At 39.2% G+C, this 7759-nt stretch carries 8 protein-coding genes and 4 tRNA genes; all 12 read left to right on the forward strand.

All coding sequences use genetic code 11. From position 1 onward, the window contains the following. Positions 1 to 12 precede the first annotated feature (12 nt). The gene (gene hemC, locus I2F31_RS08965; RefSeq protein ID WP_195768563.1) at positions 13 to 933 is read left to right on the forward strand and encodes a hydroxymethylbilane synthase; all 921 of its coding nucleotides are present in this window, start codon (positions 13 to 15) and stop codon (positions 931 to 933) included. Further along, complete coding sequence (locus I2F31_RS08970; RefSeq protein ID WP_195773790.1) at positions 933 to 1709, forward strand: uroporphyrinogen-III synthase; 777 nt, start codon at positions 933 to 935, stop codon at positions 1707 to 1709. Before hemC ends, I2F31_RS08970 begins: the two co-directional genes overlap by 1 nt. Next, entirely contained in the window at positions 1709 to 2521 is an 813-nt protein-coding gene (locus I2F31_RS08975; protein ID WP_195768561.1) for a hypothetical protein, read from the forward strand. Before I2F31_RS08970 ends, I2F31_RS08975 begins: the two co-directional genes overlap by 1 nt. Before the next feature lie 23 nt (positions 2522 to 2544). Further along, positions 2545 to 3741, forward strand: coding sequence for a heme biosynthesis protein HemY (locus tag I2F31_RS08980; protein WP_195768560.1), 1197 nt, complete (start codon positions 2545 to 2547; stop codon positions 3739 to 3741). 243 nt (positions 3742 to 3984) lie between these two features. Continuing rightward, on the forward strand, positions 3985 to 4308 hold the full coding sequence (locus tag I2F31_RS08985) for an H-NS histone family protein (protein ID WP_195768559.1): 324 nt from the start codon (positions 3985 to 3987) through the stop codon (positions 4306 to 4308). Positions 4309 to 4755: 447 nt separating this feature from the next. Next, positions 4756 to 5274 (forward strand): FHA domain-containing protein, encoded by a 519-nt coding sequence (locus I2F31_RS08990; protein ID WP_195768558.1) that lies wholly within the window; start codon positions 4756 to 4758, stop codon positions 5272 to 5274. Between the two features lie 144 nt (positions 5275 to 5418). Then, complete coding sequence (trpE, locus tag I2F31_RS08995; RefSeq protein WP_195768557.1) at positions 5419 to 6912, forward strand: anthranilate synthase component I; 1494 nt, start codon at positions 5419 to 5421, stop codon at positions 6910 to 6912. A gap of 98 nt (positions 6913 to 7010) precedes the next feature. Then, positions 7011 to 7086: transfer RNA gene (locus tag I2F31_RS09000), tRNA-Thr, on the forward strand. Between the two features lie 50 nt (positions 7087 to 7136). Continuing rightward, a tRNA-Tyr gene (locus I2F31_RS09005) sits at positions 7137 to 7220 on the forward strand. Between the two features lie 34 nt (positions 7221 to 7254). Further along, positions 7255 to 7330, forward strand: a tRNA-Gly gene (locus I2F31_RS09010). 12 nt (positions 7331 to 7342) lie between these two features. Further along, a tRNA-Thr gene (locus I2F31_RS09015) sits at positions 7343 to 7417 on the forward strand. Positions 7418 to 7572: 155 nt separating this feature from the next. Further along, positions 7573 to 7759 (forward strand): GTP-binding protein (locus I2F31_RS09020; RefSeq protein ID WP_228285082.1); only part of this gene is annotated, 187 nt, incomplete at its 3' end.

Below are 7759 nucleotides of genomic sequence, written 5' to 3' on the forward strand. Positions count from 1 at the left end.
CTTTAATACATTATGAAAACCTTAAAAATTGCGACACGTAAAAGTCCACTGGCGTTGTGGCAAGCTGAACATATTAAATCCAGATTGGAGGCATTACATGAGGGATTACGCGTTGAGCTAGTCACGTTTGTAACACAGGGTGATAAAATTTTAGATACGCCATTAGCGAAAATTGGTGGTAAAGGCTTATTTGTTAAAGAATTAGAAAATGCATTACTCGATGGTCGGGCAGACCTTGCAGTACACTCAATGAAAGACGTACCGATGCAATTGCCTGAAGGTTTAGACTTAGCTGTGATTTGTGAACGAGAAGACCCACTGGATGCATTTGTATCAAACAAATATCAAAGCTTTGCAGAATTACCGCATGGTGCAGTGGTTGGTACATCAAGTTTACGCCGTAAAAGCCAGTTATTACATCATCGCCCCGACCTCGTTATTAAAGACTTACGTGGTAATGTCGGTACACGTTTAGGTAAGCTTGATGAAGGCCAGTACGATGCGATTATCTTGGCAAGTGCAGGATTAAAGCGTTTAGAGCTACATGATCGTATCAAGCATACACTAGATGCAAATGTGAGTTTGCCTGCGGTTGGCCAAGGTGCACTGGGCTTAGAGTGCCGTGCCAATGACACAGCAGTTTTAGATTACATTCAACCATTGCGTCATGAAAGTACAGAATTCTGTGTGCGTGCAGAGCGTGCTTTTAATGCGTATTTAGAAGGGGGGTGTCAAATTCCAATCGCGGGCTATGCCACACTAAAGAATGAGCAGATTTTTATGGAAGGCCGTGTAGGTAGTGTTGATGGCCATAAATTACTGAAAGCACAGCAATCTGCGAGTAGTAGTGAGGCGGTGGCTTTGGGTGAGCGACTTGCACAAGACCTGCTAGATTTAGGTGCAGGTGCGTTACTGAGTGCACTGAAACATTAATGTTATTTATTAATACACGGCCACCTGATCGGGCAAAGCCACTGACTCAGCAATTACAACAGTTGGGTCACGAGGTATTGTTATTGCCTTTATTAGAGTTAACCCCCATTGCATTACATGCCACTTTGATTGCTCAGTTTGAGAGGCTGAATCAAGCAGATGTTGTTGTGGTGGTGAGTCCCACAGCTGCGCAGATTGGTATACAGTATCTAAGTGCGTTAAATATCTCTTTGCAAATGTTACCTCAGTGTAAATGGATTGCAGTCGGTGAAAAAACGGCACAGGTTTTGGCACAAGCTGGTATTCAAGCCGACATACCTTGTGTGGAAAACTCAGAAGGTATGTTGCAATTGCCTGTATTACAAAACCCATCAATGCAAATAGTCGCATTTTGGCGTGGGGAAGGTGGTCGTCAGTTTATGATGGAAGAGCTCGCTGCTCATGGTGTTGAAATCTTAAATATGTTGTTATATCAGCGTAGTTTACCCAATAGTAGCGTAGTGCAAGCACAGGTCATGTGTGAGCGTCTGCAAGACAATGGTTTAAATGCCGTATTTGTACCTATGACGAGTGAAGCAAGTTGGAAAAACTGGAAGCGTATTTGTGTACAACATCATGTAGCATTATCACGCTTTATCTATTTACCTTTAGGCCAACGTTTGACGGATATGCTTCACGCAGATTTAGCTGATAAAAAAGCCACAAGCATTTCCCCAATTTCCGACTTAAAGCCTGCTACAATACATGCAGTAATGTTAAAAGGTCACACAAAGTAATGAGTAAAAAATGGCTAGTGGTTGGTACGGCACTACTACTATGGGTTGCAAAACTGACCTATGACCAGCAGCAATACTTAGATCAAATTACAAGTTTACAAAATCAAATCACGAAAGTTAGCCAATCTACAGATAACCTCAATGACCAATTTGTTGCATTGCAACGTCATGGTGTGACCGTAATCCATGACTCAGAAAAATCACCGATGACAAGCCCAGATAGCCTCAACCCCTTGGTTTTGGTCAAGCAACAACTTGACTTGATTCAGTTTGCATTGCAACAACAGCAAAACAGTTATGCCTTGGAGCATGTTCAAGCACTGATTCAAAATCTTGTACATTATGATATTGCGCCTGCATTGAAACAAAACTTACTCGATGCTTTAACGGCAGATCAGCAACATATTACGCAGTATTATCAACAGCAAGAATTGCAAAATAAACAGACCTCTTTTCAATTACAGCAAATTAACCAATATTTAAATGCTTTAATGACTAAAGCGACTGTGGCTGATGATAAAGCAGTAAAAGAAAAAACATGGTTTAGTTTGCAATCTACAGATCAAGCAAAAACTGCAATGATGGGGAGGAGTATTGTTGTGAAAGAAATGCAACTACGCTTACTTCTTGCACAACAGCTTTTTTATCATGGCAAATATCAGGAATATCAAACAAACATAGATGATATGCTCGTGTTAACGCAACAGTCTTCACTTGTGAATCAAAAAGAGTTACAGCATATGTTAGAGCAGGTAAAGCAAATTATTGTACCTAATTTGCCAAAACTACAAGCAACTGCATTGGTTAAATAAGCAAATTACTTTAGAAGGCTGATATGAAAAAAACCATCAAAGCATATCTTGTAGTCGTGGCATTATGCTTATTGCTACTTTGTATTCTTACACAGTTCTTTGGTACAGGTTATGCTTATATCTACTTTGCTGGATGGGAGTTACAAACCAATATGTGGGTGTTGTTTGCCCTTATTTTGATGGTTAGTTTTTGCATGCAGAGCCTTTATATATTTGCTAAAAAGCTATTGGCACGGCGTAAGTTGCAGGCCAAGCAAGCGACTTCTTTTTCAGATCTACATCCATATGAAAAATTAGCCATATTGTGGCTACTTGATGCACAACATGAAAAAGAGTCGGTGGTTAGCCAAATTTTTGCACATTCAGGGGTGCTGAAACAGATTATTGAAGCCAGTTTTTTATATAAACAACAAAACTTTAATGCAGGTCATACAGCACTTGAGCAAGCTCCACCAGATGCTTATGAGCTTAAAGAAATTTTATATATTGATGCTTTGTTAGCGCAAAATGAGCAAGACAAAGCATTTTGGCACTTAGAGGCGTTATCTCAGCATCAACCCAGTGCATGGCTTGCTGATGTCAAACAAGGATACGAACATGCCATTGCAAAGCTTTGGGGTAAGTTTGCGCTAAAATTTCCGTGGGCATATCTCAAAACCACACACTATGGGCATCTAAGCACACAGGACAATACTGCATGGCTCACGGCAATATTAGAGCGTTTTGATTCTAGTGACACATTGCAGCAAGCGGCATTGAAAGAGCGATATGTATCATTAGAAAATACATGTATTGAAGATACTGCTCGAGAAAATAAAATTTTATGGTTAAAAATATTGGCCCGTTGTGAAAATACAGGCCAAGAGCATGAGCGTCTTGCAAATCACTTACTTGATGAGCAGTTTGATCAAGAGGTATGTTTTATGTGGTTTGAACAACACATGTGTGCGATAGAACCTCACTACGTTATGATTGAGCAACAGATTGATACATGGCAACGCCGTTATACAGATGCACCAATATTTAATTTTATGAAATGGTATATCTATCAAGCAACAAAACGCCATGCAGAAGCCAATCAACTATTAACGACCTTTCCTGATAATGTATTAATGAACTACTTGAGAATTAAATCAAAAATTCAGCATGATGAGGTATTAACAGAACAACTGAATCAATTGTTTGAAACTAATACTCACTTTTTGAAAATACATTTATAAATAAAAAGTATCTTAAATAACCCAAAATTTTCTTAAATGAAAAAGAGTTTTTTAATTTCATATAAGAAAGGCAAATAGTAATGGCTTGGATTGATGTGTTCATTTTATTATGTGGTTTTAAATGAATATTTTTCTCTCAGACTGGACTAAAATTGTATTTATTTAATAAAATCATATCGGATAAAGCTAATCATTGTTAAATATTTATGTTTAAATAAACTCATAAATATAGGGGTATATTCAATGCAAGACATTAATGATATGAACGTAGAGCAACTAGAAAGTCTGAAGAAAAAAGCAGACTTACTCATTGAATCTAAAAAAGAGCAATCTATTGCAGATGCATATGAAGAAGTTCTCGCTATTGCTGCATCTGTAGGTTTAACGATAGAACAACTTTTAGATTATGGTTTGCAAAAACGAAAAATAGGTGTGCGTAAACCAGTTGCTCCACGTTATCGTAACCCAGAAAACCCAACAGAAACATGGACAGGCCGTGGTAAAAAACCACGTTGGTTGGTTGCACAGTTGGCTCAAGGTGCAGTGTTAACCGATTTCCTCATCTAATATAGCCTTTTGTTTAATGTATATTTATATAAACACTTTTAAACATCTTTATTTTAAAGGTTGTATGAGTGTTGTCTCAAAGTAAAAAATATACTTCATTGAAAGTGTGAATATTATATAAATATTTGATTTAAAATTCAGTATTTGGCGAAGTGAAGATTCATTTAAAATCATCTAAGCGATGTTTAAATTTTATATCAATAAAAGCATCAATCTCTGCATTGGTGCTTTTATTAAATCATGCTAGTAATCCATGAGATATTCTAGGGGGAGTGTAAGTACGTTGTTTAACACTTAGATAATATGTTGAATTTTTTTGTAGATATAACTAAATACAATTTACTTCAATAAAAATAAATGACCTAAATTAAATAGAAAAATCAGCCCCCACATAAAGACTTGTCGTTTTGCCAACAATTAAATATGCTATGCTCACTGTAATAAATCATGAGTGAGATATTCGCAATGAAATGGAATTTAACGCCGATTTCTACGCAACTACCCGAGCAAAATATACAAATACAGCAAGATGTATTGGTTGGGCGACATGTTGGTTGTGATTTAGTATTACAAGATGCAAAAATTTCTCGTAAGCATGCCGCATTTTATATAAAAGATCATACTTTATGGCTTGAAGACCTACAGTCTTCAAATGGCACATATGTGAATGAGCAAAAAATAGAAGTGCCTACCCAACTGACGGGCGGTGAGAAAATTCAATTTGCAGATCTTGTTTTTCAGTTAGAACAGCTTCAAGAGCAGGTAGTGACAGAAAAGCCTGAACAAGACATCATTGATGAAGCACCAAGTGCTGAGCCCGCTAAAGCCGAGCCACTATCACAACCTAAAGCCACACCAGTAGAAGATACAACGCCTCAACCTGTAAAGAAAAATAACTTGCAAACAATTGTTTTTGCAGTCATTGCTTTTATTGTTGCTGTGGTTGTCTGGGCATTTTTCAAATAATACAGTACACATCATATCTTGCTGTACTATGTCATTTTACCATTCATTAGTTATATGAGAGTTGTATGAAATCAAGTCAAGTTTTTCGATGGCGTTACTCATAACCCTTTTTTTAAATTTTAAGAAATCATCAGAGTACTCGACATGCAAAAAACCACATTTGAAGAATTAGTACAGCAAGGTTTTAATACCATTCCTGTATACCGCCAACGTTTGGCAGATACAGATACACCACTTTCAGTATATGCGCGCCTACAGCAAGATAAGATCCCCTCATACTTATTAGAATCTGTTGAGGGTGGAGAGCGCTGGGCACGTTACTCAATTATAGGCTTAGGTGAATCCACCATATTCTCTTGTAATGCAGGTGTGCTAACGATACAGCACCCAGATGGCACGCAAACAACCCAAGCCAATATTGACCCATTCCAATTTATTCGAGACTTTCAAGCACAGTTTAAAGTGCCAACAGAGCAACACCTACCTGAGCTACCTGCTTTTACAGGGGGCTTGGTGGGTTACTTTGGTTACGATACAGTGCGTTATATCGAACCAAAACTCACCAATATGCCGAGCAATGATCCAATGGACATGCCTGATATTTGGTTGATGCTCTCAAAAACGGTGATCGTATTCGATAATTTAAAAGACACACTCTTTTTAATTACTCATGCAGATGTTCAAGCAGGGGAAGATTATGAATCTGCACAACGTAAACTAGATGATCTAGAAAAAAAGCTAGATACTCCAGTTGCACTGACTGCAAAACCACATACTTTTCCTGTGTTTGAATCTATAACAGGTGAGCAGAACTATAAAGATAGCGTAGAAACAGTCAAAGAATACATACGAGCGGGCGATGTCATGCAGGTTGTGCCGGGGCACCGTATGGTCTCTGATTTTGATGGAAATGCCTTACAAGTCTATCGGGCACTCAGACACTTAAATCCATCACCTTATCTCTTTCTTATACATGGTTATAGTTTGATAGACCATAAACCATTTCAAATTGTTGGCTCATCTCCAGAGATATTGTCGCGCTTGGAAAATGGCGTGGCGACTGTTAGGCCTTTGGCCGGCACACGCCCAAGAGGTAAAACCAAAGCTGAAGATATTGCGTTAGAACAAGAGCTTCTTGCCGATGAAAAAGAAATTGCAGAACACCTCATGCTAATTGACTTAGGCCGTAACGATGTCGGTCGTGTATCAAAAATTGGCAAAGTGCAAGTCACAGATCGTATGGTGGTTGAACGTTACTCCCATGTGATGCACATTGTCTCTAATGTAGAAGGTGAGGTGGAAGAAGGTGTGGATGCACTCGATGTCTTTAAAGCCACTTTTCCTGCGGGGACACTCTCAGGTGCACCTAAAATTAGGGCGATGGAAATTATTGATGAAGTCGAGCCTGTAAAGCGTGGCATTTTTGGTGGGGCAGTGGGTTATTTGGGTTGGCATGGCGAAATGGACATGTCGATTGCTATTCGAACCTGTGTTATTCGCAATAATAAAGTATTTGTACAAGCAGGTGCGGGACTTGTTGCAGACTCAAACCCAGATGCAGAGTGGAATGAAACCCAAATAAAAGCTCGCGCAGTGATCAAAGCGGTTGAATTATCATCAACTGGACTGATTTTATAAGTTTTTTTCAAAAAAACTTTAAAAAGCACTTGCATGATCTAAAAGTTTTGCTAAACTGCACACCGTTCCGATACAAAACGTATCAAACAAAATAAAACGCCGACATAGCTCAGTTGGTAGAGCAACTGACTTGTAATCAGTAGGTCCTCAGTTCGAATCCGAGTGTCGGCACCAGTTTTAGTTTGTTTCCAGTCGGAACGGCACTGCCAAGTTAAGTGCGATATGGTGAGATTCCCGAGCGGTCAAAGGGGGCGGACTGTAACTCCGCTACGAAAGTTTCGAAGGTTCGAATCCTTCTCTCACCACCAAATTTACTTCGAATGAAGTGGTAGTATACCAGATGCGGGAGTAGCTCAGTTGGTAGAGCGGTAGCCTTCCAAGCTGCATGTCGCGAGTTCGAACCTCGTCTCCCGCTCCATCGAAGGCTATCGCTCTTATAGCTCAGTGGTAGAGCACTCCCTTGGTAAGGGAGAGGTCTCGAGTTCAAATCTCGATAAGAGCTCCAGATACATACAGTTTAGTGGTTTTAACCACAACGCATCAAAAAAGCAGGCTTATTAGTCTGCTTTTAAAGTATTGGGTGTTTGTATTTTTTAAGCAAGTATGTCGATGTGCTGACAATCATCAGCGTTTTGTTCGATGTGAATGAGGAAGATCATCATGGCTAAGGCTAAGTTTGAACGTAATAAGCCACACGTAAACGTGGGAACAATTGGTCACGTTGACCATGGTAAAACAACGCTAACTGCTGCAATTGCAACAATCTGTGCAAAAGTGTACGGTGGTGAAGCTAAAGACTACGCAGCAATCGACTCTGCACCAGAAGAAAAAGCACGTGGTATTACAA

The organism is Acinetobacter rathckeae, from assembly GCF_015627125.1.
Classification (GTDB): Bacteria; Pseudomonadota; Gammaproteobacteria; order Pseudomonadales; family Moraxellaceae; genus Acinetobacter; species Acinetobacter rathckeae.